We start from the raw sequence: 24398 nt of genomic DNA on the forward strand, positions 1-24398 counted from the left end.
AAAAATTCCTCTGAATGCTTTATGCACAGGGGACTTTTTTATACCTTTTTGTTCATCAAATTTAAATAAATAACGTAACAGCATACAACACATTAATTATTCCAGAAATCACTCCAACAATAGCAAATGTTTTACTCGTACCCGTCACTTTTTTGTTTAAACCCAATATAGAAAATACGATAGCTACACTACCAATAAGCCCCCATAAGTTTATAAACCAAGATATTAATCCAGTGATGAAACCGACTAAAGAAAAAATTTCTATACTACTATTAGAACTGCTATTCGGAAAACTTCCCCCTACCGTTTTATAGCTAAGACTCTCCCCGCACTGCCCGCAAAACTTGTTGCCCTCGTTCGTTTCATTTCCACATTTCGTACAGTATCCCACATAACCCCCTCCCTAAGGTTAGTGCCCCAAATGTATATATCCATACTATTCATTCTACTTTTTTATATTAAAATTATGATCACTCTCTAATCTTCTACAGTTGTATTTAAAATAATAATATGGTCATAATATTCCCTGCATACATCCATTAAAGGAGAATTTTTTCAAATTAAATGTTAAAATAAAATTTAGGTGTGAATTATGTAACAAACAAGAAACTAGTTTGAAACGAGGAAATTATATGGAGAAAATTATCAAAAACAAGCCCAATAAGCTAAAAATTGCTTCGAAAGCTTTGATGATTATTATTGGGGCATTTATCACAGCGTACGGATTAGAAGCAGTATTAATTCCAAATAACGTATCAGACGGTGGTGTGACTGGTTTAAGTATCGTTAGTTCAAGATTATTTGGATTGCCATTAGGAGCTCTAATCGCAGTTATTAACATTCCTTTCGTTTGGTTAGGATATAAGCAAATCGGTAAAAGCTTTGCAATTTATTCTATTATTGGAATCGCTTCATTAGCAATAGGTACCGTTGTCATGCACGGAATACCAGCTATTATCGAAGGCGATACATTATTAGTTACAGTTGTTGGTGGTATTATTATCGGTTTTGGTATGGGACTAGCATTACGTAACGGTGGGGCATTAGATGGAATCGATATGCTAGCTGTATTGCTTTCTCGTAAGTTACCATTTGGAACGAGTGACCTTATTTTATTCTTAAACATGTTCGTATTTATTTTCGTATCAACGGTATTCGGCCTTCAAGGAGCTATCCTTTCGGCAATTGCTTACTTTATCGCTTCGAAAGTGATTCATATCGTTGAAGTTGGTTTAAGTGGTTCAAAAGCATTTAAAATTATCACAAAAGAGCCTGAATTAATGGTAGAAACAATTCGCGATCGTTTAGGCCGAAGTGCAACATATAACGAAGTATACGGTGGTTATTCAAGAGAGAAATTCAAAGAAATTTCTTGTGTAATTAACCGTTTAGAAGAAAGTAAAATGAAAGAACTTATTAATGAAATCGATCCACACGCCTTTATTACAGTTTATGACGTAGCAGAAGTAAAAGGCGGTAATTTCAAGAAACGTGATATTCATTAATCATTATGAAAAAGAGGGTGGGCCAACAATTTGGCACACCCTCTTCTTATTATTAAATTGCTATAGTTGTAAGTTTTTTTCAGTACGTAGATATATTTTTACTCGCCCCACCGACTCCCACGTTTAATCCACGCTACATACTTTTGAAAAGCCGTCACTTCATGTTGAAAACGCAGCGGGATATACAAAAATAAAGTGCATGTACACAGTATCCATAGAATACCTACTACAAAATGAAATTTCATTGTCGTGCTAATAAACAAGCTGAGGAATAATACAAGGAACATAATTACACTAAATCTTTTATACGTAGTCATACTATCCCCTCCTTATACTTCAATTGTACCAGTTATAAGGAATTAATTCCCATAACAAAAAAAGACCAAAAAGTAATTTACACTTTTCGGTCTCTACACTATCTTCTCTTCGTAATCTTTCCTGAACCACCGACCCTCGTTTTCGGGGGAGATGTATTCCTTGGCGGAGTTTTAATAGATGATTTCGGCTTCACATCTGATCCGCTTGAACCGCCTGGTGTTTTTGTAATTTTACCCTTGCTTCCAGTAGAGGGTGGGGGCGTCGTATTACTTCCTTTTTCAGTAATACTTCCCTTATCACCTACTGATGGTTTCGAATCTACATTATCGCCTCGCTTAATAATAGACCCTTTCCCTTCCTTCGTAATTGGAGGTGGGGTTTTCTTTTCTTCTTTCGTAGGTGGTCTCTCTGGAATGACTGGTTTATGATTTTGTCTGTCGTTATATCCTCGATAATCACCGTATGATGATTTTCGTGAACCAAATATATCGTTTAATATGCTACCCATAATATATCCTTGCAAGAAGGACGGTTGATAATTTTGACGGACAAATTCTTTATTACTTATTTCAATTAACGTATCCGATGGTTTCTCTTTATCCTTTTGCAAGTTATAAATCTTGTCAGAATAAACGAGGAACATTTGATTTTCGTCTTCTTTAGATGCTTGCTTCGGTTCTCTTTCGTTAATGAGTTCCTTCGCTACTTCAGGAACTGACCGATTGGCGGCCCTATACACGTAAGATTCTTGTTTACCTTCCTTTGCGACAGACTCAAGTGGATAACGGTCTTGAATCGACTTTGTCTGCCCGCCTTGACAACCTGATAAGGCATAACCAGCAACAACAAGTAATATAACGATAGCAAGTATAGGGATCACAAACGATTTAATCATGGTAAACAATCGGTTTGACATGATTACGCCCCCTTACGTTGCTCTTATAATTTGTACATCAGCAGGAATGATTGCTTCTCCCTCATACATCATTGTGCGACCATTTTGCCATTCAATACGCAATAATTTTCGATTATCTGATTGGAATTCCCATACGTACTGTTCCTCTGAAGCTGAGAATGGTGTTTTCCCCATCACAACAACACGTCCGTTATATTGTCCTTCCATATGGTACTCAGTATCATCCATTTCAATTGTCGTCGGAATTTCATCAATTGAATCTAAGCGACCATCAATTGGAGTATATAATTTGTAATACGTATTTTCACGATCTTCAATTTTTAAATAACGAATATCTTTTCCATCTTGCAGTGTTAAAACAATTTCTTTACGAGAATGCATACTCGTTTTCCCAGTCAATTCGTACATAACTAATGAAACTTCAATCATATCGCCAGGAGCTAACGTTAAAAGACTCTTTTCCGGCTTCGGTGGCTCTGGGCTTTTCATTATATTTTTAATTCGTTTAAATAAACTCATAATCTACCCCTCCTTTTCTCTTTATAAACAAGCACCTAAAATTAGTGCACCAACAATATGTAATGATCCAGCTAACATCGCATGTGCAACGCTACCTTCTTTCGTACCTTCTTCTAAATCTAAGCCAGACATTTTCTTTAACACAAATTCGATAAACATTTCTACAACTAATAAAATAACGAAAGAAACTGCTGAAGCAAGAAGCGCCTGCCATAAGTCATTTGCTTTCGTGATTGATTGAGATAAAATGTACCCTTGTGCAAATAATTTCATAATAAAACGAGTTGTTACAGCTGTATTTCCATTTTTGATTTCTTTTAAATCATTGTATTTTGTAAAAATTGAATCAACCCACATAATTGCAAATAAAAGTACTGCACTCGCTCCAGTCCATACAAGCATGGCAACTACATTCATCCATGTCATTGCAAAACCTCCTCAAAAATATAATAGAAAACCGACATGAATTTGTTTAGACATGTCGGTTCATTTGTCTTTATTCTATATTATTTCTCATACTGCTTCATAATACGAGCCAATTCATCGTCAACAGCAGAATTTTTGTTTAAGCTTGCGAATTCATCATCTAATGACTTTTCTTTCTTATAAACTTCACCGCTTGCTTCCGCTTCAGCCTCTAATTGAAGAGCTTTCTCTTCCATACGGCTTAAACCAGCTTTTGCTGAATTTGAATCAAATCCAGACATTGCCTGATTAATATTTTTCTGTGCTTTCGCTGCATTTACACGTGCTACAAGTGTTTCACGTTTATTTTTCAGCTCTGTTAATTGCTTGCGCATTTCTTCTAGCTTAAGGCGCAGGTTATCAGCAGCAGCTTTATTTTGCTCGTAGCTTGCTTTATATTCATTCATTTTTTGCTCTGCATTTTGTTTTTCTTCTAATGCACGGCGCGCAAGATCTAAGTTATTAGCTTGAACAGCCATATGAGCTTGCTCTTCACGTTTTTTCACAAGTGCTTCTTGCTCTTCAAATAATATTTTGAATTTCTTCTCAAGTGCGATTTGAGCTGCTACACTTTTCTCAGCTTCTTGTACATCGGCTTGCATATCGCGTAAATATTGATCAGTCATCTTAACTGGATCTTCCGCTTTTTCAATTAATGAATACACATTTGACATTGTTAAATCTCTTAATCGTTTAAATACAGACATCTAAATTCCTCCTATGATAAACCTCATATTTCAAATTCACTACTTGGAAAACTGAAAAATCTCCCTTTACAGTAAAGAATATTCATTTTACAGCCTATTTGTTTATTATAACAAAACTAATATGTCCTTACATGTTATTTCCAAAATACATCCATTATAATATGACATTCTATATACAATATTGTATTTATAATATATTCTCATTATCCCTCTTTGAAATTAACTTACTTTTGTGCGATTTCACTAAATTACATAAGTGTAATGTTACTGTAAGCTAACTCGATAGTTGCATTCTGATATTTCTTATACACTAATACCAGAAGCAACAAACAAGCTTCTTCACATGTAAGCAATAATACAAAAATTGTATTTACTATAAAACATATAAAAGGAGAAATCATCATGAAAAAATTAGTAGGAATCGGATTAGCAGCAGCAATTTCATTTGGTGCATTATCAGGTTGTTCTTTATTAGGAGAGAAAGCGAACGGTTTTGTACTGTACGGCTCAGAAGAACAAGTTCAGCAAATTACAGATAAAAACAAAAAAGAAGTGAAAGAAAAAGACTTCTATAAAATGAAAATGACAACATTAGATGGTAAAAAAGTTCTTGTAATGGATAAGAAAACTGGTGAAGAACTAGTGAAAAAAGAGTTACTTAGCAAAGTTGATGAAAAAGACAACACGAAACCACTTGATAAATTACCAGCTGTAACAACAGAACAAGGTTTATTATTTGCAAAAGAAAAAGTAGAAAATGCTACACTTGATGGGGCAAAATTAAAATATGAAGGCAACACAATTATCGGAAGTGGCCGTGCATATACAGATATGTATGCGATTGTCGATGACGCAACTTACAACAATGTAAAAGGTGATGAAAAATCTGTAGGTGTATTAAAATTTGATAAAGACCCAAGTAAAGAGTTCCCTGGTTACAAAGGCGTCGAAGCTTCTCAACTTGTAAAAATTAAAAAGTAAAACAAAAAAGCTTTGCAATTCGCAAAGCTTTTTTCTATTTATTATGAGCAATTTGTTCCATATCCGGACTACAAGTTTTCGACTGACATGACTTATTTAAAGAACATGCTGCGCATTTTCCTTTTTTACTTCTCTTTACAAAATTAACTAACGTGTATGCTGCATAACCAAAAATGATAGCTCCAATTATAATATTGACCATCATTATACATCTCCTTTTAGAATCCTAGTAAAGATCCAACTTGGTATATAATAAGCGTTAATACATAAGCAACAACGAGTGGATAAACGACTGAGAAAATCGTCCATTTGGCTGATCCTGTTTCACGTTTAATAACAGCCACCGTCGCTAAACATGGAACATATAATAAAATAAAGAACATAAATGCATAAGCTGATAATGCTGTATAATGTGCTCCCATTACGTTTCCAAGCACATCTTCTTTAACTGCATAAATAATTGCCATTGTAGAAACGACAACTTCTTTTGCTAAAAATCCTGTTAAAAGGGATGCTGCAGCTTGCCACGTTCCGAAGCCGAGCGGTGCAAATAACGGTGCGATAAACCCACCAATCATCGCTAAGTAACTGTCTCCCATATCAACACCAAATCCTGATGGACCTGCATAGTTTAATAACCAAATGACAACAGAACCACCAAAGATGAATGTACCTGCTTTACGAACAAATCCTTTCCCTTTCTCCCACGTGCTTAGCCATAACGTTTTCGCTTGTGGCACGCGGTAAGGAGGTAGTTCAATTACGAAAATAGACTTTTCCGCTTTTAAAATTGTAAGAGACATAATTTTTGTAACTAGTAATGCAAGAACAATACCTGCAACATATAAAGAAAATACAACAGTTGCCTGACTATGAGGGAAGAATACGCCCGCAAATAATGCGTATACAGGCAAACGTGCCGAACAAGACATAAATGGTGTTACAAGAACTGTAAGTAAACGTTCTTTTTCTTGTTCAATCGTTCTCGCTGCCATAATACCTGGAACGTTACATCCAAAACCGATAATCATCGGAATAAACGCTTTTCCGTTTAAACCGAAGAACTCCATAATTCGATCCATAACAACTGCAATTCGCGCCATATATCCTGAGTCTTCTAATAATGAAATGAAAAAGAATAGTGCAAAGATTTGTGGTACGAATACTAATACAGCACCAACACCGGCAATAATACCTTCTGTAACGAGCGCTTGAATAAAATGAGAAGCTCCAATACTTGTAAGTCCAACCGTCACCCAATCCGTAAGCTGGCCACCAAAAAACTCATCTAACATATCCGATAAAGGTGTCCCAATCCACGTAAACGTAACCTGAAAAATAAAAAACATAACTGCTAAAAAGATTGGAAGTCCTAAAATTTTATGCGTAATTAGTCTATCAATTTTTTCCGAAAAAGGAATTTTCCCTTCTTTCTCATGCTTCATAACATTTGTTTTTAACTTTTCAATATACGCTTCACGAGTTTTGTAAATGTGCTCTTCCAACGTACAATCAAGTTTTCCCTCTAGGCGAGATCGAATGGCTACAAGTTCCTTATAAATTGGTAATGCTTTTATTTCTTTTTCTACTACTTCGTTATTGCTTAAAAATTGAAGTGCTAACCATCTCGGATGCTCGTAATTCGCTTTCTCTAAAAGAGAAATTACCTCTTCAATTCCTTCATCCATTTGTACACCATATGAAATAATGAATGGTTTTTTCTCGTTTTTGTCATTTTCTTTAAGGGTCGCAAGTAGTTCTTCACAACCTTTTCCACTTCTTGCAACGACAGGAACGACTGTTACGCCTAATAATTCGGATAAACGTTTTACATCGATCACAATTCCTCTTTGCTTCGCCACATCAACCATATTTAGACCAATTGAAACTGGCTTGCCAAATTCGAGCAACTGCAACGTTAAATGCATATTTCGTTCAAACTGCGAAGAATCCACAATATTTAACATATGCTGAAATTCTTCTGTTAATAGAAAGTTTGTTACAACACCTTCATCACGTGAAACTGGATTTAAATCATAAACACCTGGTAAATCAATTAATGTTCCTTGTCTATCTTTTAATTTACCAACCTTTTTTTCTACTGTTACACCGCTCCAGTTTCCTACGTATTCATAAGAACCAGTAAGTGCATTAAATAATGATGTCTTTCCTGTATTTGGATTCCCTAGCAAAGCAACCTTATTCACGCTAATTCCACCTTTATCATTTTCGCGTCACAATGACGAATACTAATTAACTGTCCACGACACTCCAATGTACAAGGACCTTTGAACATCGCCTTTTGCTTCATACGAAGTTCGCTTCCTTCAGAAAGACCGAAAGCAGCCAATCTTCTCTTTAGTAAATAATCTAAAGACTGAACACTTTTCACTAGCACTTTCTCACCGATTTTAATATCTACTAAGCTCATAACCTTCCCCCTCCGAAGAGAATGATAATTATTTTCAGAAGAATTATAGCACACTCTATTTCTCTTGTACTATACCCTTTTGCTTCATATTTATTAACATTTCGCTACAATTCTATTTCAATAATTGTCATAACAGATTCGTTTGCCATTCCCATCCATTTCGCTTACAATAAACAATAACAAATAAAGAATCTCGTTATCACTGGGGGAGCCATGCCGCTGAGAGGGAACACTTCGTTCCGACCCTTCGAACCTGTTAGTTAATGCTAACGCAGGGATTGTGCAAACGTCCGAAATACATACCTCTTTTCATTTACGTATTTCGTATCCTCCTATGATATCTATTCTTTTTTGTACAACTTGGATTTAGGGGGAGACAACATGCGTAACACCAATTTACAAGCGATGATTGAATCTGCTATTCTTGCAGCCTTCGCCATGGTCATCGACATTTTACCACTTTCAATAAAAATATCAGCTACAGGCGGTTCTATATCTTTTGCAATGATTCCTATTTTTATTATCGCTTATCGCTGGGGTTTCAAAATGGCTTTCTTAGGAGGCTTAATTTGGGGATTATTACAAATTGTTGTAGGCGATGCCATTATCGTAACACCAATTCAAGTATTAATTGAATACTTCATTGCTTTCGCATTCATTGGGTTTGCTGGTTTATTCTATCGTCCAATTCAAAAGGCGCTTTTAACATCCAATGAAAATAACGAAGAACAATCAAACTTAGGTAGCCGTAAAGACAAACCTTCATCAAAACCAAACCAAGGGAAGAAAGTAATTGGATATATTATCGTCGCTACTTTTATCGGTAGTCTAGCTCGTTACTTCTGTCACTTTATCGCTGGTATCATTTTCTGGGGACAATATGCACCAAAAGGACAATCAGCAGTTCTATATTCTTTAATATTTAACGGTAGTACAATGATTGGTTCCTATATTCTATGTACCGTTTTACTTATATTTTTATTTATCACTTCACCACGTTTATTCAAAAGCATCAGTGCTTATCAAATGAATACACAAAAAAAGGGCGCTTAATGAGCGCTCTTTTTTCATATCGTAATATCAATTAAAAATACAATAAATGCACAAAAGAAAATAAATACCATTATACTTAGCCAATTGCTATGCACGGTTCATCGACTCCTTACATAACCTCGTTTTCTAACCAGATTATATCGTTTAAAAATAAAGATTAGGTAAAGATAGTATGAAAATAAATTAAAAAAAGCGTAGCATGCATTATCTACGCTTTTTTCGGTAAGTAAAAGTAAAATAATACACCGTCTCCTGTATTCTTTACTCCATATTCAGCATCGTGTAATTCTAAAATATTTTTAGAAATAGCAAGCCCAAGTCCCGTCCCACCTTGTGAACGCTGCCGAGCTGCATCCACGCGATAAAAGCGATCCCAAATTTTATCTAATTGTTCTTCTTCAATGTGAGTACCTTTATTTTCAATGCACACTTTTATACGATCTTTATCATCTATTGTCGAAATAATAATATCCTCTTTATTTGGTGTATAACGTATTGCATTCGTAATGAAGTTCACAATGACTTGTTCAATTCGGCCTTGATTTGCAATCACTTCAAATGAACGTATATTTTTATGGACATGAAGTTCTTTTTTCTCTATTTCCACAGATAGATGTTCACATATATCTTCAATTACTGTATCAATATAAAACGAAGACTTTTTCATTTTATATGTACCAGATTCAAATTTAGCTAACTCAAGCATATCCAAAATTAAAGTATCCATTTTGTCTACTTCTCTCTCCATCGCCTGAAAATAATACTCTTTTTTATGCTCAGCTACCCCGTCTTTTAAAATGGAAATACAACTTTTCATAATACTCAGCGGTGTTTTCAATTCATGCGAAACACCAGAAATGAATTCTTTCCGTGTATTTTCTAACTTTCTTTCCTTTTCAATATCTTGTTCAAGCTGTCCGATATGAGAATTTAATTTGTTAGAAAGTATATTAATATTTTTCGATAAATCACCAATTTCATCTTTTGAAGTAATCGGTATTTTTTCTGTAAAATCTAAATGCGCTATTTTCTTCGTCGTATCATTTATTTTTAATAACGGTTTGGCAATTTGCTTTGAATAATAAAACGAAGCTAAAAAAATAAGAACGACTACAAATGCAATGATGTATATGTAATAATCTTGCACCATTTGTACAGCTTCATCTACAGGCTGTAAAGAAGCCATTGCATATATATATGCTACTGATCCGTCTTTTTCTTTTATTGGCTTAACTAATAATTTATATTTTATATCATTCTTTTCATAATCTATTGTTTGTGTTGTATATCGTATTTTATTGCTTTCTTTTAATAATAAATCGGTTTGAAAACCCTTAATATTATCTAAAAATATGCTATTTTTATAAATTGGATTCACAGGACCGTTTACATCTGGTAACTGTACTTTTGTAACACGTCCTCCTATGTAAACGCCTAATTCCTGAGCAGCTTCTTCCTGTACGGCTGGTTTCTTTTCCTTAGCAAGTTGCTCCCCAGCCGCTCTCTTTTTCTCCTCATCTAATTTTATTTTCTCCTGAAATGCTTTTTCTAACGGTTTATTAGATCCACTTAAATTCTGCTTAGATAAAGAAAAAGAGAATGGAATAAAACTATCTTCTTTTCTCACTCCAGAAAAATAAATCTCTTGTCCTAAAAACTGCTCTAATGATTTATTATCAATCTCCTCTATATTGACGAGATTGTATAAGGGTATCTTGAATAGTTGTTGTCCAAAGCTCTTTTGTTGCCTACGATCTATCGTTACCTCAAAATAAAAATCATCCACATGTTTTAAATTCCCATTCTGATCTAGTGTCGTAATCCACGTATTATTTTCCCTAAAAAAGTCTTGCTCAAGTTTCTGAATTCCTTCTGCATTTCCTGTGTAGTTTAGATAATTCTTCTCAAAGGAATTTAAATTCACTTTAATATCTTCCACTTTTCGATTCGCATAATATTGTTTAAAAAATATCGTTTGTCCAATAAATATCGTCGCTAAAATCAACATACATAATGCTGTTGTAAGAGTAAATAATTTTAGTACAATTCCTTTCTTCATACATTTCCCTCAAATTTATAACCTGTTCGTACTACAGTTGTAATGTACTTTGCCTTCTCTCCTAATTTATTTCTTAAATTACGAATATGACTATTAACCGTTCGATCATCACCAGCAAATTCATATCCCCAAATTCTTGAAATTAATTGTTCCCTTGTTAGTACAATTCCTTGGTTTTTCATGAAATACACTAATATTTCAAACTCCGTATGCGTTAAACTAACATCTGCCTCATCAACAGTAACAGTACGTGACGGAAAATGAACTTGGATGCCATGAATCGATAACGTATCATCTTCATTCTCTAAAGGTTTCTTCGATGCCTTTCTACTTTCTAATAATCGTTTCGCTCTTGCTAATAGAATGGGTGGACTATACGGCTTCGTCACATAGTCATCTGCCCCAAGTTCAAAACCAAGTAACGTATCATCTTCATCTACGCGCGCCGTCAGCATAATAATAGGCACCTCGGACGTCTTCCTAATTCTTCGGCAAACAGACCATCCATCGAGTTCTGGCAACATAATATCTAAAATAACTAAATCAACTTCTTCTTCTTCTTCAAATACAACTAAAGCCTCTTTCCCGTCCCTCGCTTCAAACACTACATATTGTTCACTTAAAAAATAATCTTTTAATATTTCACGTAATATATCTTCATCTTCAACAATTAAAATGTTTTTTGACATAACTTATATATCCCCCTCCTGCTTTCAGAAACTATAATTTCATTTTGAATAACTGCCAGTTAACTTCGCCTCGATAATATATCTATCTGGTGCATCCCCTATATAATCAAATGGATAACAAGTTGTCAGTGTTAATATCGGTTCTTCTTTTTTTATAATAACATTACGATCATCCGCATGAGTAATCCATGTCTTTTGAATTTCATATGTGTACGTTTTATTATCATACTCTAAAACAAGGGTATCCTTTTCTTTCAACTCTCCTAAATCTGTAAATACAGTATCTCGATGTCCACTCAGTACAGTATGTCCCCCTCCAGATGGAGTTGTCGTTAAATCACTAACAAACATACCAACTCCTTTTTTCAGAGTCGTATCATCCGCTCCCCAATATATAGAAAACTTCTTCTTTATTTTCGGTATGTTTAACATCGCTACCTTTTCTCCTTCTTTATGTTCTGTTTGAGAAGAAGGCACTTGAGTGGTTACAGGTGTTTCATGAGAAAGTTGAGTATCTTGTATATTTTTAAGGCTCTTTATTTCTTCTGCTGTTAATTGCCCGGCAGAGCTCTTTCCTTTATACCATTCCACAGCGTAATAGGATCCCATGAATAGCCCTATAGCCATCAATATGATACCGATATAATTGAGTAACTTCATGTTTCATCCCTCCATGCCAAAAATGGTAGGAGTAACCTACCATTTTTAATATATGAAATTATCCCATTCTTTATAGGACAATATTTTATTTACGCTTTAAACTTACTGCGACGATTCAAACCAAATAATGTACCTAGTGCTACAAGGGCTGCACTTAATCCCATCATTACCACGTTATTTGATGCCGTGTTTGGCAATTTTTCACCTTGTACAACTGGCTTGGCTACTTCTTTTTTAGCTACTTCATTCTTTTGCCCAGCTTCTATAGCTACTTCTTTTTTGGCCATATCGTTTTTTAACTGTTCTTGCGCTATTCTCTTTTTCTCTTCTTCACTTTTTTTCTCAGCTTTTATTGCTTCCTCTTCTTTAGCCATATCATTTTTTTCTTGTACTTGTGCCGCTTCCTTTTTCTCTATTTCACTTTTTTGCTGTTCCTTAATTGCTTCTTCTTTTTTAGCTTTATCTTGCTGCATTTGCGCTGCTTCTTCCTTTGTCAATGTTCCTGTTGAAGCACTCGCTACTGAAGAATATCCTACTGTTAAAAGTGCCATTGCACAAATTGGTAATAGTCTCTTTTTCATCTTCATTCTCTCCTTATATTTTATTCACATCAACTCGCATCGGATGTATTACTAGAATAAGCAAGAGATATAAATATAAGATGCAGATGAAATATAATTCATTTAAAGATTTCATTGTAGAAAAAGAAAAAAACATCGCAATATATACGATGTTTTTTTCGGGTGTGTGTCTCAATATTTACATGTTACTTTCGCGCGATTTGGAAGTAGAACGGGCCGGAGCGATAACTAATTGTCTCGGCTCAGTTTTCTTGAAGTGATTTTTGACGTTACACTTACGACGTTGAACAACCCACGCTTTAATAGGGTTTGTCAAAATAATCTTTTGCTCTTCGTTAGGGGCCTCTTCTTCAAACCTACAACTTTCGCTCCATTTATTCCATTTCATTGTAAATTTAGAAGAAGAATGATCATCTTCACGATCAAACAAGTGCAAAAAATCCATTTTTCCATCTAGCATTACGGTATTACTAGTCGCTAAAAAAGAAAAGGTCGTCCAACGTTTCTCCATGCCCTCCTACTCCTTTTTCACATATAGAGTGCCTAAAACTTAATTTACCTAAAATATGCTTGCCTTTTACCTTACACCCATAGTTTATCCAAAATGCTATTATGCAACTATCGATTTGCCTTACAACTACCTTACATTTTTGTAAGAAACAAAAAACCTTCACTCTATATAATGAAGGTTTCTTACTTTTTATCTATATGATTTCTCATATCATCAAGTCCAGCTTCTTTTAGCTGCGACATCATACCGTGCGAAATTGCTCCTAACACTAAAGTCATTCCAATTAATGAAATACGAATCGCAGGTACATCAATTACGTAAGCCAACAGGCCAAGAACAATTGTTAAAAGTAATGCTTTTATAAATGTTACACTTGTGTACTGTTTCTTCTTCATCATATTCACCCTTTTTGGAAGCGTTTTCTTAATGTGCTTAGTATATCATATCATCAGATGATTTTGTCTTTATCTTTGTAAAAAATTACTATCTCCTTTGACTTTTTCTATTCTATCCTTTACAGTCGAAATGTTCGCAAGTTTTACACTGTAGGAGGATTACAATGAATATTGAAATAAAAGACACTTTAATTTCTGAAGAACAATTACAAGCAAAAGTGAAAGAATTAGCACTTCAAATCGAACGTGACTTTGAAGGAGAAGAAATCGTAGTTATCGCAGTATTAAAAGGTTCATTCGTATTTGCTGCTGATTTAATTCGTCACATCAAAAATGATGTAACAATTGACTTTATTTCTGCATCTAGCTACGGAAATCAAACAGAAACAACAGGAAAAGTGAAACTACTAAAAGATATTGACGTAAACATTACTGGAAAAAACGTAATTGTTGTAGAAGATATTATCGATTCTGGTTTAACACTTCATTTCCTAAAAGACCACTTCTTTATGCATAAACCAAAGGCACTCAAGTTCTGTACATTACTTGATAAGCCAGAACGCCGTAAAGTAGACTTAACAGCTGAATATGTTGGCTTCCAAATTCCAGATGAATTCATCGTTGGATACGGTATCGACTGTGCGGAAAAATATCGTAACTTACCATTTATTGCTTCAGTTGTAACGGAATAATATAATAAAATAAGCTTCCATCAGTTACTGATGGAAGTTTATTTTCTATCACGATTCGTAAAAGACAAAGGGAGAGAATAAAAATGACAAAGACAAAATTTGAAAAAGTACTCCTCATCGTAAATCCGAAAGCTGGTCAAGGTGACTTACATACAAATTTAACAAAAATCGTACCACCTCTTGCCGCAGCTTTTCCTGATCTACATATCCTTCATACGAAAAAACAAGGTGATGCAACAAAATATTGCCAAGAGTTTGCTAGTAAAGTAGATTTAATTATCGTCTTTGGTGGTGATGGAACAGTATTTGAATGCACAAATGGCTTAGCACCTCTCGAAACTAGACCTACACTTGCAATTATTCCAGGTGGAACTTGCAATGACTTCTCTCGCACACTTGGTGTTCCGCAAAACATTGCAGAAGCGGCAAAACTTATTACAAAAGAACATATAAAACCAGTTGACGTTGCAAAAGCAAATGGACAACATTTCTTAAACTTCTGGGGGATTGGTCTCGTATCTGAAGTATCAAACAATATCGATGCAGAAGAAAAAGCAAAGCTTGGTAAAATCGGTTACTATTTAAGTACAATTCGAACTGTAAAAAATGCTGAAACATTCCCGGTAAAAATTACTTATGACGGACAAGTATATGAAGACGAAGCTGTCCTTGTCATGGTTGGAAATGGTGAATATCTTGGTGGTATTCCATCCTTTATTCCGAACGTAAAATGTGATGACGGAACACTTGATATTTTCGTAGTCAAATCAACAGGGATTCAAGCATTTAAAGATTACATCGGAAAGAAATTATTTGAAGACTCAAATGAAAATGACATCTTCCACGTAAAAGCGAAATCCATTCATATCGAAACAGAGGAAGAAAAAGAAGTAGATACAGATGGAGAAAGTTCGCTTCATACACCTTGTCACATTGAATTATTACCAGGACACTTTACGATGATTTATAATCCTGCGGTTGTGTAAAGAAAAAAACGAGTGCTAGCACTCGTTTTTTCTCTTCTAATCTAGTTATGTCGTTGAATAATTTCCTCTATTTCTTTAACTCTGTCTAAAGTAATTCCATTTCTTTGTTCGATCGCTAAAGGATGGTCGGTTGGCTCTAATTCAACATACGGTGCCATTCCAACTTCTCTTATATGTACATTTGTTTTTAAATTTAATGTTTCTGGATAAACTGGTATTTCTACAGATAACCACCCAAAATAAGGATCACTATTTTCTCGGCCTCTCTCATCCCACTTTTCTAATACTTCATCATAACTTTCTTTACTAAGCGATACCCACACAGTCCATATGAAATTTTCGTGGTAATCAATGATAGGAATCTCTAAACAACCTCTAATAAAGTAATGTTCATCGTCCATTACGCAAAGTTCTGATGTTAAATGGAAGCGTCCCTCTCTTTCATGGGGCGCTACCTCGTAATAATAATATGGTGCTTCACTTCCGTAGCATAAAGGAAGTGTAAAATGACTCATTTGTACTTTTTCTCCAGATTTTCTTCTTCTTTTCATTTATTATTCTTTCTCCTATCTTTTTCAGTCACAACCAAACTCCACCCAATTTTCCCAGTTCGTATTAGCATCCTTATTTACAATTTCACTAGAGTATACCATAAACATACTTACCTTTCATTTTCTAATAATATTACTAAAAAATAGTAGAATGACTAGTTTGCATACTCTAGTTCTTTTTATGTACAATGAAGGAAAGAAGCACCTTCATATAAGGGAGAGGACAAACTTTGTTCAACCAACAGTTAGTTAATTTACGCATTGATTTTGCATTTAAACAATTGTTTGGTACGAATGGTAGTGAAGATATTCTAATTGCATTTTTAAACGCTATGTTACAAGATTCTTTAGAGTCGCCCATTGCTTCTCTACAACTAGAAGATCCACATTTACACAGGGAATATGAAGAGGATAAGTTATCTATTTTAGACATTTCAGCGACATTAAACACAGGAACAAAAGTCAATGTAGAAATACAACTCAATAATAATCACGATATGGTTAAACGCAGTTTATATTATTGGGGAAGACTATACACATCTCAACTACAAAAAGGGATGCCCTACAGTGCACTTCACAAAACCATCACCATAAACTTACTAAACTTCGTAATGTTTTCGGAACACCCAGCCTTCCATACAACGAGCATATTATGGAATACACAACAAAAAAACTCCTAAGTGACGACATAGAAATCCACACTATAGAAATTCCAAAGTTAACTGAACAATGGTATGAAGAAAAAGTAAATCCGTGGAAAGATCCATTTGTTCGTTGGCTTTTATTGCTTTCAGCAAATGAGGATGAGCACTTAACTAAACTATTGGAGGATATTGCTATGAACCAAGACCCTATTTTACAAAAAGCGATAAATAAATGGGAACGTATGAGTCAAGATTCTTCTTTCCGACAAGCCTATGACGCAAGGGAGAAAGTTTTAATGGATGAAGCAGCAAAATTCGCCCACGCAGAGACAGAAGGAATAAAAAGAGGGATGGAACAAGGGATAAAAAAAGGGCTTGAAAAAGGCATTGAAAAAGGCATTGAAAAAGGCATTCAACAGGGCATTCAACAGGGCATTGAAAAAGGTCGAAAAGAAGGAGTCCAACAGGGAAAAATTCAAATGATTAAAAATATGTATGATCTTGGTATACCACTTGAAACGATTGCTAAGGCAAGTAAATTAAGTTTGCATGAGATTGAGCATATTTTAGGACATAAATAGTCATAAAAAAGAGCTTGAATAGTTTCAAGCTCTTTTTTTGTCAACTCTCCTCAATACCATCCAATTGAGTCTTATAACATTCATCACACTCTGGCCTCGTAGGAAGAATCCCTCTTTCATCAGGTAATAAAACCCTCAAAACTTCTCGATCCATCTCTACGAAATACTTCATAATAATGGGATATCCTTCAATAATATTCATATACTCAATCCCTTGTTCAAACTTTTTTCCGCTCTTTATTTCTTCTATTTTCAGCATAAAAAATCCGAAACCATACAAAATGATTTCGGATTTCCTATAGTTAAAATATTAAATTACATTTCGAACAAAAAGGAGCAGAATTTCCTCTTCAAATTTTCGCATTACGTTTTGGACAATATACATCTCTCTCTTCTATCTTTTCTCGTTCTATCATATGTAAGGATACTATTCTCATACTGCACATAACCCCAATTAATATAAGGCTAACAACGAGTAGCATATCTCTCACTCCCTTTCTATATTTTACCATAAAATAACAAAACCGATTCCCACATTGAGAATCGGTTTTATCTTTATAATCCTAACTTCGCCTTCGCACCATCAGGAATTTTATCTACTTCTATTTCTACTTTATCATGTAAAAACTTCCCTCTTGTAATGACATGCCAGTACGAGCCTTTTTGTAATTTATCTACGCCATCAATTGTTACTTCTTTCTCTTCTCCCTTCTCATCATAAGCTTTAACTGTATATTCAAAACCTTTATTTCCACCTAACTTCTTCGCTCCAACCAAATTTTGAGCTGGGATCCCTACTACCCGTTTATGCTGGATAAATTTATTAAACTTCATAGTGTTTTCAAAACAAAAAGTCTTCCATACAACGAGCATATTCTGGAAGACACAACAGCAGCGACGCCTAATTGATGATATAGAAATTCCAAAGTCAACAAAACAATAGCATGAAGAAGAGCTAGAAAAATATCGAGAAGGTTGACGGGGCATACACCGTGTCAAATTGAATTATTATCAAAGCTTTCAACAGTGATTTATAATCCTTATTTTGCTATACTTTAACAATTACTAAACTTCGCATTTTTTCAAAAAATAAAGTATAATGAACTAATATAAAAAGGTTGTTAACAAAATCGTTAACAACCTTTTTTGTTTTTTCCGAAAAACTTTTCAATTTAAGGGAGCGATCACATGTATTGGAGAAAAAATGATAAACCTGTAGAAGAACCAGAAGCAATTGCTGTATGGGAATGCCAAGAAGAAAACTGCCGTGGGTGGATGCGTAAAAACTTTTCGTTAGAAGAAGAGCCGCAATGTCCTTTATGTAAAGGAGATATGGAAAGCAGCGAACGCTTATTACAAAAGTTATAATAAATTTTCCTCTTCACCTTTTATAAACTCAAACATAGAGGATCCTCTTTCTCCTTATTTGCAATGTGAATCGAAAGAAAATAAACTATACAAAAAGCTTTGCGTATCCTCGCAAAGCTTTTTCAATATCTCAAACTCATTCCAACCATAGTTCCTATCCAAATGATTACTGTTCACCTATATGCTCAATAACCAAATTAATATAAAAGGAAATCCAATAAAATTTACAAGTTTCACTTTTAATTCATCCATTTTTTATAGGCTAATACAAATTTTATACTTTAATCTTACGACGAATAAATCCAAATACAGATCCTAATGCCACAAAACATGCACTTGGTATCATCATTGTTTCGCTACTTCTTTTTTCTCTATATCATTCTTTTGTTGTGATTGAATCGTTGCTTTCTTTTTCCCTAATACTTCTTTTTGTTGATCCTGAATCACGGCTTCTGCTCGTTCTAATGATTTTTTTTGCTCCTGCATTGCTGCTTTCTTCTTCTCTAACGCCTCTTTTTGCCAAGCATGAAATTCTGCTTCCTTTTTTTCTAATGCTTGTGCTGATACCTCTCCCTTTGACGTTGTTCCAGTAGATGCGCTAGCTAACGATGAATATCCTATTGATAAAAGTGCCATCGCACAAATTGGTAAAATTTTTTTCTCATTTCATTTTCTCCCTGTATACTTTTTTAAATACCAGCTTGGGGGTATTTATAGACTAAACAAGCTATATAAATATAAGATGCAGATACGATATATTTCACTTAAAAATTCAATTAGTGTAATTAATTACACTAATCTCTATGTATAGATGTATTTCCTTAAAAATAGTAGAGGGATTCCTTGATTTCTCCTTAATAATATTCAAAAGTCCCAAACTATAATAAGTTTGAGACCCTTGAATTCTATATTCTATTTTTTCTTTGGGAGGACAATCCCCTTATATAATTGAATAGTGATCAAATAGTAAACAACGTAAATAATTAAAAATATACAAATCGGAAGTCCAATATTCACATATGGATTCACAAAAAATTTAACAAATGTAAATACATTCATTCCTACCAAAACGTGTATAAGACCCAATATAGCTGGAAATAGAAATACAATGCCTAATTCTTTATACATAGATTTTATAAGTAATTCTTTACGTACCCCAATTTTCCGAAGCATCTCATAACGCCCTATATCTTTCGTAGCTCCAGAAAGGATCTTAAACATTAAACAACTTGCCATCATAGCTAAAAAAGCAAGGCCTAAAAAGAATCCCATAAAGGAAGTTCCTTTTGAAAAGGCAAGCATAGATTCATAATCACTATAGTTTGTCGGTAAATATACATCTTCCTTAGGCTTATTAATAGTAGCGGCTATTTTTTCGATTTGACGATCATCCATCTCTTTTAACTCTGTTTTATACCTTAAAATATTATCTACTTTAGCAATAAAAAATGTATGCTCATTCCCTTGGATCGCTTCATAACGTTTTTCATCGACGATATAGACAGGTTTACGATCATATACAGAAATATTCGATCTAAAATCACTATCCATACTCTTATCCCAATTCAGTGGTAACGTAGAACTAGATGGATCAACTTCCTCCCTCTTAAACATCCTATAGCTCGAAGATGGAAGTTGTTCAGTAATATGTGTTGTCTCTTTCTTTCCAAATAACAGTGGAGGGTTCTCCAATAATTCTTCTTTTAAATAGTAAACAGCCTCATTATTAACTTTATATTTATATTGTTTTTTATCTACAATTTTCATTTTTTCCATAGCTTTATAATCCTCTGCTTCTGGATCATGAATTGTAATATCATAACCTGACATTCTTTCTGCTGTAAGGATTACGTTTTTCTGTAAAGACATGCCACCAGCCATTGCCCCCACACCCAGTCCAATTAGCATCGTTACCGTGCCTAATATTTTCGCCAAACTACTTACACGAAACTGCAATTGTGCAAATGTAAATGCATTTAATTTCTTCTCATTTAAATAGCGCGTTTTCTTTAACCTGTTAACAATCATAGGTAAGAACGAAATAAATATAAGATATGTCCCGATTGTAATCGTGAATAGTGGAAGCATAATGGCTCCAGCGCCCTTTATTCCTACGAAGAGTACGAAATAATACCCTACACCTAGTCCTAGCAAACTACATAAAAGTAACAATATTGTGGCTGGTCCTTTCATTCGTATGCGCTCCGTTTGCTCCTCTGTACGAATTAAATCTAGTTCTGTTTTAAGTGCTATACGAATCACATTCACAACGGATGTAAGTAGAAATAACACACTAAAGAATATAAATGTTATTTTGAATGCAGGACCATAAAATGCTTGATAACCTTCCGCTGAAATTTCCAATTGTTTCGTTAGAAATTTGCTAACGAAATTAGAAAGAATGGCTCCGAATACACTACCTAGCACTAGTGAAATCATTCCCATAATGAACGTCTCAAAAAATAAAAGTTGACTAATTTTACTCTTTTTCGCCCCTAATACAAGGTACATACCAAGCTCTTTCTGCCGGAGTGAAAGTAGAAAAGAGTTTGCATAAAAAATATAAAAGAATGTAATAAACGCTACCAAAACAGAGCCTATTTGAAATACAAATACAATTGAACCAATAATACTGTTATTCATTGTAAACTCTTTATTTAACGCAAGCGTTTGAAACATATAAAAAATAGAAATTGAGATTACAAGACCTATTAGTAAAACGATGTAATCCTTTATCATTTTTTTCATACTGGAAATAGAAAGTTTTAATAACACACTTTACACCCACGATTCTCTACAGCGTGGTATACTACATTCACCTTTTTACTATCCCCTCTTTGTACAACGTTCTCTTCAAATATTAAAGCTTTCATATTGCCTCCTGTCATGTGGCTAGTGCTACGATCATGCTATTTTCATAGCCACTAACTATCATTTTATCTTTTCCCGACAAACAGCAATATTGATTCCTCTTACATTATCCTTACATTTTTGTAATGTATACTACCTGAAAATCATTATATTAATATTATTAGTTTCACAATCCGATTCATATACCTTTACTTTGTTCTCACGAAGATGACATCAATATTCTCACACTTAAATAATATATTTATAAATATAAATTCGAAGGATATTTTATAGGTTTTCTAGTCTATTTAAAAAGTTATATAAATCATTAACATTAGAAATGGACAAAAAAAGCCCCTCTGTAATACTTAATAACTTTGCACTTATCATCAGTTTACCTCTTCATTATAATTGTCCGAGATAAAGATAAGATAACAACGATATAAAGATATACCCACATGTTATTAAATTTAGTACCGTTTTACCTTTCCTTATCCCTCTCACTCTTTACTTTACATTAATTCTCTTCGTTTCTAATCCACCTCTGATGGACTCTATATAAAACTATTATTTAGGTTGTATTAAAATAACATATTCTAAATCATATAAATTCGCCTTTGGTTTTGCATAAATAGTATAAGTAAGACCATATTGATCTTGTTCTTGTTCTAGTACCTCTGCTACTTCAAGACCTGGTGGTATTTTCTGACTCAATTCAGAGGTAATAATGCTATCACCTATTTTTATTTCTTTCACTTTATCTGATGGGATATTATCAATTCGAAGGGCCTGTTTTTTCTTATCATACCCTGTAACAAATCCTAAAATGGATGAATTATTTTGAAGGGTGATTGCTAAACGATTCGTTCGTTCATCACTCGTAATTAATTTCACAACAGATGTATATTGATCTACACTATCTACCTTTCCAATAAAACCGTTCACTGTAATAACAGCCATACCAACCTTTACACCATGTTGTGCCCCTCTCTCAAGAGAGATTTTTCCATACCAATCTTCTGCTTCACGCCTTACTACTGTAGCTTGAATTAGATTGTATTTTCCTTGTTCCTTTAATTCTTTCGTTTTATTGATAAGTTTAGTAAGATTTTCTTTCTCCTCACTTAACATTTGCACTTTACCCTTTAATGATTCTTGATGTTCAATTTTCCCTTTCAATGCTTGATTCTCTTTATATACTTTATAAATGTCTTCTATATTATGAACAATATTTTGGACATGCTTATTATTTGTACATACATACACCGCCAATAAAGCCAAAAGAATAATTGAAAGAAATAATAATATTTTCTTCTTAGAAACCTGCTTAATTATCCTGCTACTCCTTACTATTTTTTATCTACATACTATAGAATACTAGTCATCGTACACAGAAGAAATGCAGTTTAAATAAAGTTATGATAAACTTTATCTTCTTTATAAAAAATTTAGAAATCACCACAAAACCCCAAAACATTCAAATTTTTCTCGTTACTTTTTCTATCAAATCCGACTTATCATTTCTATAAATCAGCATGTTTTATTGTTACTTTTTCTTTTGCTTTAGCGGGTATTTCTTCATCTTGTACTTTTTCCTATTTCATACTTTCAATCCATTTAGATTTCACTTTTAAATATCTGGCGATAAGTTTTCTAATTTCCTTCTCATCGTCCACGATAAGTATCGTTCCTTTACTCACAAAATCTCCTCCAGCATCATTTACCAAACTATGAATGTTGCTTTATTTCACTCACTACGGCATTCTTCTTATGCATATACATATAAGAAATACTACAAACTACAATAACAATGCCACCAAAATATATACCGTACTCGGTCGCAAGTGTTACTATTACTTCTATATGCTTTCCAAATATAGAACCTAGTAAGAAATAAACTAACGTCCATACAAATCCTGTTACATATGAATAAATCGCATACGTTTTAAAAGACATGTTATTCATTCCTACTAAATACGGTACGATATGCCTCACAACAGGTATAAAATAACTTATAACTAATGTATAATGACCATATTTTGCTATCATCTCTTGCGATTTTAAAAGATACTTCGTCTTTTTCTTTTTCATCAATTTATTAAGTATTTTTATGCCAAAAATTTTCCCGAGTATATACCCTAAAGAAAGGCCGGATACAACGCCTAAATACGTTAGTAAAAAGGCGGGAATCAAATCCAATATACCCATCGATGATACTAATCCACCGCTCATTACAATCATTTCATCTGGAATCGGCATACCGATAATACCTAACCATAAACAGAAAAATAAAGCCCAATAACCATACTGCTCAATGTATGACATTAATTCATTTAGCTCCATTATGCATATGCTCTCCTTAGCTCTTTTTTACAGCTAAAGACGTAAGCTGGCGGGAAATTGAACCACACTTTTTCTAGTGTAATTTCAGGGAAGAAATGCTGTATAAATCCTTTTTTCACAAGTGAATATTGAAATGTAATAAATTCTCCATTCTCATGTATCGTTTCCATTACGCTGTTTAAAATGCGCTTTGAAACCTCTTCTGGTAAAGAAGTGAAAGGCAATCCTGATAAGATGTAATCAATACATTCTATATTCAATTGTTCCCTATACTTCTTTATATTTTCCGCTGAGCCATGTATAACAATCACATTCTGCTCATCTTTAAATTTTCTCTTTAACTCTTTGAAAAATACTTCATTAATTTCAATAAGAAGAAATAATGTCTCCTTCTTCTTTCTCTTCATAATTTCTTTCGTAAAAGCTCCTGTACCCGGCCCTAGCTCTACAATGCATTTCGCTCTATTAAAATCAATTACATCTACCATCTTCTTTGCTAATATTTTTGAACTTGGCGCAATTGCACCAGTATGTTTCGGATGTTTAATAAATTCATGTAAGAATGTTATGAGTTGCATGTAACCTTCTCCCCA

The 24398-nt window shown here is 33.9% G+C and carries 27 protein-coding genes, 4 pseudogenes and 1 riboswitch; of the genes and pseudogenes, 7 read left to right on the forward strand and 24 right to left on the reverse strand.

Annotation, left to right across the window (positions count from 1 at the left end):
- Positions 1-61: 61 nt before the first annotated feature.
- Positions 62-391 carry a zinc ribbon domain-containing protein gene (locus AC0ONG_RS22805; protein WP_000540175.1) on the reverse strand — a complete coding sequence of 110 codons (330 nt, stop codon included), beginning with the start codon at positions 389-391 and terminating at the stop codon, positions 62-64.
- Positions 392-632: 241 nt separating this feature from the next.
- Here AC0ONG_RS22805 and AC0ONG_RS22810 point away from each other — a divergent pair, with 241 nt between their 5' ends.
- On the forward strand, positions 633-1505 hold the full coding sequence (locus AC0ONG_RS22810; protein WP_000411240.1) for a YitT family protein: 873 nt from the start codon (positions 633-635) through the stop codon (positions 1503-1505).
- Between the two features lie 98 nt (positions 1506-1603).
- Here AC0ONG_RS22810 and AC0ONG_RS22815 read toward each other — a convergent pair whose 3' ends face one another.
- From AC0ONG_RS22815 to AC0ONG_RS22835, 5 genes are all read right to left on the reverse strand, one after another.
- Positions 1604-1822: a hypothetical protein gene (locus tag AC0ONG_RS22815; protein ID WP_000214757.1), complete on the reverse strand. Its 219-nt coding sequence runs from the start codon at positions 1820-1822 to the stop codon at positions 1604-1606.
- A gap of 98 nt (positions 1823-1920) precedes the next feature.
- Positions 1921-2739 carry a DUF4247 domain-containing protein gene (locus AC0ONG_RS22820; RefSeq protein WP_000071190.1) on the reverse strand — a complete coding sequence of 273 codons (819 nt, stop codon included), beginning with the start codon at positions 2737-2739 and terminating at the stop codon, positions 1921-1923.
- Between the two features lie 12 nt (positions 2740-2751).
- Complete coding sequence (locus tag AC0ONG_RS22825; protein ID WP_474204169.1) at positions 2752-3258, reverse strand: DUF4178 domain-containing protein; 507 nt, start codon at positions 3256-3258, stop codon at positions 2752-2754.
- 21 nt (positions 3259-3279) lie between these two features.
- Entirely contained in the window at positions 3280-3684 is a 405-nt protein-coding gene (locus AC0ONG_RS22830; protein WP_000220087.1) for a DUF350 domain-containing protein, read from the reverse strand.
- Between the two features lie 80 nt (positions 3685-3764).
- The gene (locus AC0ONG_RS22835; protein ID WP_000110281.1) at positions 3765-4430 is read right to left on the reverse strand and encodes a PspA/IM30 family protein; all 666 of its coding nucleotides are present in this window, start codon (positions 4428-4430) and stop codon (positions 3765-3767) included.
- 402 nt (positions 4431-4832) lie between these two features.
- Between AC0ONG_RS22835 and AC0ONG_RS22840 the strand changes: the two genes are divergently transcribed.
- Entirely contained in the window at positions 4833-5411 is a 579-nt protein-coding gene (locus AC0ONG_RS22840; RefSeq protein ID WP_000737466.1) for a lipoprotein BA_5634 family protein, read from the forward strand.
- A gap of 34 nt (positions 5412-5445) precedes the next feature.
- Here the strand turns inward: AC0ONG_RS22840 and AC0ONG_RS22845 are convergent, their stop codons facing one another.
- The 3 genes from AC0ONG_RS22845 to AC0ONG_RS22855 are packed head-to-tail and all read right to left on the reverse strand — an operon-like array spanning position 5446 to position 7842.
- Entirely contained in the window at positions 5446-5616 is a 171-nt protein-coding gene (locus AC0ONG_RS22845; RefSeq protein ID WP_000989592.1) for a FeoB-associated Cys-rich membrane protein, read from the reverse strand.
- A gap of 13 nt (positions 5617-5629) precedes the next feature.
- Entirely contained in the window at positions 5630-7618 is a 1989-nt protein-coding gene (gene feoB, locus AC0ONG_RS22850) for a ferrous iron transport protein B (protein ID WP_001044862.1), read from the reverse strand.
- On the reverse strand, positions 7615-7842 hold the full coding sequence (locus tag AC0ONG_RS22855; protein WP_000060521.1) for a FeoA family protein: 228 nt from the start codon (positions 7840-7842) through the stop codon (positions 7615-7617). The genes feoB and AC0ONG_RS22855 overlap by 4 nt, the downstream gene beginning before the upstream one ends.
- Before the next feature lie 194 nt (positions 7843-8036).
- Positions 8037-8138: riboswitch (TPP riboswitch) on the forward strand.
- 85 nt (positions 8139-8223) lie between these two features.
- Between AC0ONG_RS22855 and thiT the strand changes: the two genes are divergently transcribed.
- Positions 8224-8895: an energy-coupled thiamine transporter ThiT gene (gene thiT, locus AC0ONG_RS22860; protein ID WP_001246589.1), complete on the forward strand. Its 672-nt coding sequence runs from the start codon at positions 8224-8226 to the stop codon at positions 8893-8895.
- 208 nt (positions 8896-9103) lie between these two features.
- On the opposite strand, the gene AC0ONG_RS22865 is transcribed toward thiT, so the two are convergent.
- The 6 genes from AC0ONG_RS22865 to AC0ONG_RS22890 form a co-directional block, all read right to left on the reverse strand.
- Complete coding sequence (locus AC0ONG_RS22865) at positions 9104-10954, reverse strand: sensor histidine kinase (RefSeq protein WP_000715419.1); 1851 nt, start codon at positions 10952-10954, stop codon at positions 9104-9106.
- A complete protein-coding gene (locus AC0ONG_RS22870) occupies positions 10951-11643 on the reverse strand; it encodes a response regulator transcription factor (protein WP_000041845.1) in 693 nt (230 codons plus the stop codon). The genes AC0ONG_RS22865 and AC0ONG_RS22870 overlap by 4 nt, the downstream gene beginning before the upstream one ends.
- A 39-nt stretch (positions 11644-11682) precedes the next feature.
- Positions 11683-12303 carry a class D sortase gene (locus AC0ONG_RS22875; RefSeq protein WP_000771573.1) on the reverse strand — a complete coding sequence of 207 codons (621 nt, stop codon included), beginning with the start codon at positions 12301-12303 and terminating at the stop codon, positions 11683-11685.
- 89 nt (positions 12304-12392) lie between these two features.
- Positions 12393-12884 (reverse strand): LPXTG cell wall anchor domain-containing protein, encoded by a 492-nt coding sequence (locus tag AC0ONG_RS22880; protein WP_000746715.1) that lies wholly within the window; start codon positions 12882-12884, stop codon positions 12393-12395.
- A 178-nt stretch (positions 12885-13062) separates the two neighbouring features.
- The gene (locus AC0ONG_RS22885) at positions 13063-13395 is read right to left on the reverse strand and encodes a hypothetical protein (protein ID WP_000415613.1); all 333 of its coding nucleotides are present in this window, start codon (positions 13393-13395) and stop codon (positions 13063-13065) included.
- Between the two features lie 182 nt (positions 13396-13577).
- Positions 13578-13793 carry a hypothetical protein gene (locus tag AC0ONG_RS22890; protein ID WP_002081963.1) on the reverse strand — a complete coding sequence of 72 codons (216 nt, stop codon included), beginning with the start codon at positions 13791-13793 and terminating at the stop codon, positions 13578-13580.
- 161 nt (positions 13794-13954) lie between these two features.
- Here AC0ONG_RS22890 and hpt point away from each other — a divergent pair, with 161 nt between their 5' ends.
- Both hpt and AC0ONG_RS22900 read left to right on the forward strand, forming a co-directional pair.
- Entirely contained in the window at positions 13955-14482 is a 528-nt protein-coding gene (gene hpt, locus AC0ONG_RS22895; protein WP_001019295.1) for a hypoxanthine phosphoribosyltransferase, read from the forward strand.
- Positions 14483-14565: 83 nt separating this feature from the next.
- Positions 14566-15468: a diacylglycerol/lipid kinase family protein gene (locus AC0ONG_RS22900; protein ID WP_000167900.1), complete on the forward strand. Its 903-nt coding sequence runs from the start codon at positions 14566-14568 to the stop codon at positions 15466-15468.
- A 41-nt stretch (positions 15469-15509) separates the two neighbouring features.
- On the opposite strand, the gene AC0ONG_RS22905 is transcribed toward AC0ONG_RS22900, so the two are convergent.
- Positions 15510-16019: a DUF2199 domain-containing protein gene (locus AC0ONG_RS22905; protein WP_000830226.1), complete on the reverse strand. Its 510-nt coding sequence runs from the start codon at positions 16017-16019 to the stop codon at positions 15510-15512.
- Between the two features lie 281 nt (positions 16020-16300).
- Between AC0ONG_RS22905 and AC0ONG_RS22910 the strand changes: the two are divergent.
- Positions 16301-17244: pseudogene (locus AC0ONG_RS22910) on the forward strand (Rpn family recombination-promoting nuclease/putative transposase).
- Between the two features lie 40 nt (positions 17245-17284).
- Here the strand turns inward: AC0ONG_RS22910 and AC0ONG_RS22915 are convergent.
- Entirely contained in the window at positions 17285-17503 is a 219-nt protein-coding gene (locus AC0ONG_RS22915; RefSeq protein ID WP_002081958.1) for a hypothetical protein, read from the reverse strand.
- A 296-nt stretch (positions 17504-17799) separates the two neighbouring features.
- A pseudogene (locus tag AC0ONG_RS22920) lies at positions 17800-18009 on the reverse strand (DUF1093 domain-containing protein); the annotation flags it as partial.
- 423 nt (positions 18010-18432) lie between these two features.
- Between AC0ONG_RS22920 and AC0ONG_RS22925 the strand changes: the two are divergent.
- Positions 18433-18612: a cold-inducible protein YdjO-related protein gene (locus AC0ONG_RS22925; protein WP_000289928.1), complete on the forward strand. Its 180-nt coding sequence runs from the start codon at positions 18433-18435 to the stop codon at positions 18610-18612.
- A 274-nt stretch (positions 18613-18886) separates the two neighbouring features.
- Here the strand turns inward: AC0ONG_RS22925 and AC0ONG_RS22930 are convergent.
- From AC0ONG_RS22930 to AC0ONG_RS22955, 6 genes and pseudogenes are all read right to left on the reverse strand, one after another.
- Positions 18887-19248, reverse strand: a pseudogene (locus AC0ONG_RS22930) (cell surface protein).
- Between the two features lie 276 nt (positions 19249-19524).
- On the reverse strand, positions 19525-21387 hold the full coding sequence (locus tag AC0ONG_RS22935) for an FtsX-like permease family protein (protein WP_042595993.1): 1863 nt from the start codon (positions 21385-21387) through the stop codon (positions 19525-19527).
- 642 nt (positions 21388-22029) lie between these two features.
- Positions 22030-22797, reverse strand: coding sequence for a rod shape-determining protein MreC (gene mreC / locus AC0ONG_RS22940; protein WP_033668709.1), 768 nt, complete (start codon positions 22795-22797; stop codon positions 22030-22032).
- A 293-nt stretch (positions 22798-23090) separates the two neighbouring features.
- Positions 23091-23162: pseudogene (locus tag AC0ONG_RS22945) on the reverse strand (DNA-binding response regulator); the annotation flags it as partial.
- Positions 23163-23190: 28 nt separating this feature from the next.
- A complete protein-coding gene (locus AC0ONG_RS22950) occupies positions 23191-23805 on the reverse strand; it encodes a DedA family protein (protein ID WP_000422376.1) in 615 nt (204 codons plus the stop codon).
- A complete protein-coding gene (locus AC0ONG_RS22955) occupies positions 23805-24383 on the reverse strand; it encodes a class I SAM-dependent methyltransferase (RefSeq protein ID WP_001176071.1) in 579 nt (192 codons plus the stop codon). The genes AC0ONG_RS22950 and AC0ONG_RS22955 overlap by 1 nt, the downstream gene beginning before the upstream one ends.
- Between the last annotated feature and the right edge of the window lie 15 nt (positions 24384-24398).

It is taken from the genome of Bacillus sp. TCT6, assembly GCF_056033845.1.

What these genes read in the sequence shown, in the direction of transcription:
- AC0ONG_RS22875 (WP_000771573.1), bottom strand. Translation starts at nt 12,303, where the DNA reads ATGAAGTTACTCAATTATATCGGTATCATATTGATGGCTATAGGGCTA.
- AC0ONG_RS22925 (WP_000289928.1), top strand. Translation starts at nt 18,433, where the DNA reads ATGTATTGGAGAAAAAATGATAAACCTGTAGAAGAACCAGAAGCAATT.
- AC0ONG_RS22890 (WP_002081963.1), bottom strand. Translation starts at nt 13,793, where the DNA reads ATGATGAAGAAGAAACAGTACACAAGTGTAACATTTATAAAAGCATTA.
- AC0ONG_RS22885 (WP_000415613.1), bottom strand. Translation starts at nt 13,395, where the DNA reads ATGGAGAAACGTTGGACGACCTTTTCTTTTTTAGCGACTAGTAATACC.
- AC0ONG_RS22820 (WP_000071190.1), bottom strand. Translation starts at nt 2,739, where the DNA reads ATGTCAAACCGATTGTTTACCATGATTAAATCGTTTGTGATCCCTATA.
- AC0ONG_RS22900 (WP_000167900.1), top strand. Translation starts at nt 14,566, where the DNA reads ATGACAAAGACAAAATTTGAAAAAGTACTCCTCATCGTAAATCCGAAA.
- AC0ONG_RS22865 (WP_000715419.1), bottom strand. Translation starts at nt 10,954, where the DNA reads ATGAAGAAAGGAATTGTACTAAAATTATTTACTCTTACAACAGCATTA.
- AC0ONG_RS22830 (WP_000220087.1), bottom strand. Translation starts at nt 3,684, where the DNA reads ATGACATGGATGAATGTAGTTGCCATGCTTGTATGGACTGGAGCGAGT.
- AC0ONG_RS22810 (WP_000411240.1), top strand. Translation starts at nt 633, where the DNA reads ATGGAGAAAATTATCAAAAACAAGCCCAATAAGCTAAAAATTGCTTCG.
- AC0ONG_RS22905 (WP_000830226.1), bottom strand. Translation starts at nt 16,019, where the DNA reads ATGAAAAGAAGAAGAAAATCTGGAGAAAAAGTACAAATGAGTCATTTT.
- AC0ONG_RS22950 (WP_000422376.1), bottom strand. Translation starts at nt 23,805, where the DNA reads ATGGAGCTAAATGAATTAATGTCATACATTGAGCAGTATGGTTATTGG.
- hpt (WP_001019295.1), top strand. Translation starts at nt 13,955, where the DNA reads ATGAATATTGAAATAAAAGACACTTTAATTTCTGAAGAACAATTACAA.
- AC0ONG_RS22845 (WP_000989592.1), bottom strand. Translation starts at nt 5,616, where the DNA reads ATGATGGTCAATATTATAATTGGAGCTATCATTTTTGGTTATGCAGCA.
- AC0ONG_RS22840 (WP_000737466.1), top strand. Translation starts at nt 4,833, where the DNA reads ATGAAAAAATTAGTAGGAATCGGATTAGCAGCAGCAATTTCATTTGGT.
- AC0ONG_RS22880 (WP_000746715.1), bottom strand. Translation starts at nt 12,884, where the DNA reads ATGAAAAAGAGACTATTACCAATTTGTGCAATGGCACTTTTAACAGTA.
- thiT (WP_001246589.1), top strand. Translation starts at nt 8,224, where the DNA reads ATGCGTAACACCAATTTACAAGCGATGATTGAATCTGCTATTCTTGCA.
- AC0ONG_RS22835 (WP_000110281.1), bottom strand. Translation starts at nt 4,430, where the DNA reads ATGTCTGTATTTAAACGATTAAGAGATTTAACAATGTCAAATGTGTAT.
- AC0ONG_RS22815 (WP_000214757.1), bottom strand. Translation starts at nt 1,822, where the DNA reads ATGACTACGTATAAAAGATTTAGTGTAATTATGTTCCTTGTATTATTC.
- AC0ONG_RS22955 (WP_001176071.1), bottom strand. Translation starts at nt 24,383, where the DNA reads ATGCAACTCATAACATTCTTACATGAATTTATTAAACATCCGAAACAT.
- AC0ONG_RS22825 (WP_474204169.1), bottom strand. Translation starts at nt 3,258, where the DNA reads ATGAGTTTATTTAAACGAATTAAAAATATAATGAAAAGCCCAGAGCCA.
- AC0ONG_RS22855 (WP_000060521.1), bottom strand. Translation starts at nt 7,842, where the DNA reads ATGAGCTTAGTAGATATTAAAATCGGTGAGAAAGTGCTAGTGAAAAGT.
- AC0ONG_RS22870 (WP_000041845.1), bottom strand. Translation starts at nt 11,643, where the DNA reads ATGTCAAAAAACATTTTAATTGTTGAAGATGAAGATATATTACGTGAA.
- AC0ONG_RS22915 (WP_002081958.1), bottom strand. Translation starts at nt 17,503, where the DNA reads ATGCTGAAAATAGAAGAAATAAAGAGCGGAAAAAAGTTTGAACAAGGG.